The organism is Priestia sp. P5_B4, from assembly GCF_056400385.1.
Genome location: NZ_JBFULJ010001218.1, coordinates 1 through 884, shown reverse-complemented (window position 1 = coordinate 884; position 884 = coordinate 1). Strand labels below are relative to the sequence as shown.

Below are 884 nucleotides of genomic sequence, written 5' to 3'. Positions count from 1 at the left end.
CTTCCCAGTCAGAAAAGATAGGGTTTTTCTGCTCTATTGCTAAAGGATTTTCGTAGATGCCTCACGGCGTCTTGAGTAGTTAGTTTGTTCCGGATGTGAAAATTTATTCGTTGTTGGCTAATTTACATTTTAATTTTATAAATAGACATACTAATTGTATCCAATTTATTTAGTAATCGAAGGTGGAAGTCTAATAATGATGTATGTCTTTGTGGGCTTTTTAGTTTTTAATTTACTAGCATTTTTCGTACCTAAAAGATTAGTCCCTATTGAAATATATGCTACATGTATTTTTGCCTACGCTTATGGGGTAACAACAGATTTAGTGTTAGACCTGCATTACAATTTGTATGGTTATCTTCAAAAAGGGTTTCAGTGGTTATCGCTTTTAGCAGTTATTATGTATTTTCCCTCTATCAGTTTTTTGTTTTTGAATTTTTATCCATTTAACAAAGCTTTAGGAAGAAAAGTACTTTATATTTTAAGTTGGACACTTTTTTCTGTTGTATTCGAATGGTTCGTAGTTAACACGGACTTTTTTTATTATAATGGCTGGAAATTACTATATTCGGCTCTAGTATACCCAATTATTTTTCTTATTCTTGTAAGTAACTTGAAATTGGTGAGAAAAATAATTTCTAGTAAACGATAATTATCCTTCTGAAAACTCGGAAAAAATTCGAAAAAATTACCTGTTAAGTTATTTTATTAGGTTCTTTTTGTTGAGTTCCCTATAGTAACTAAAAATATATATGATATACATTAAAAAATCAGAAGCAGCTACCTCTTCATGAGATAATTCCTTCTGATTCTGAATAGCAGTTAATTCATCTTATTCCTTGCATTAAGAAAATACATCTATACATGTATGACAGTTGTCATAC

At 29.9% G+C, this 884-nt stretch carries 1 protein-coding gene; it reads left to right on the top strand.

Annotated elements, in window-relative coordinates; genetic code table 11:
• Positions 1-196 precede the first annotated feature (196 nt).
• Entirely contained in the window at positions 197-652 is a 456-nt protein-coding gene (locus AC1DRF_RS30060; RefSeq protein ID WP_427077280.1) for a CBO0543 family protein, read from the top strand.
• Positions 653-884: the final 232 nt, after the last annotated feature.

Bases quoted from the DNA above. Each gene is read 5' to 3' on its own strand.
- AC1DRF_RS30060 (WP_427077280.1), top strand. From the start codon at position 197: ATGATGTATGTCTTTGTGGGCTTTTTAGTTTTTAATTTACTAGCATTT.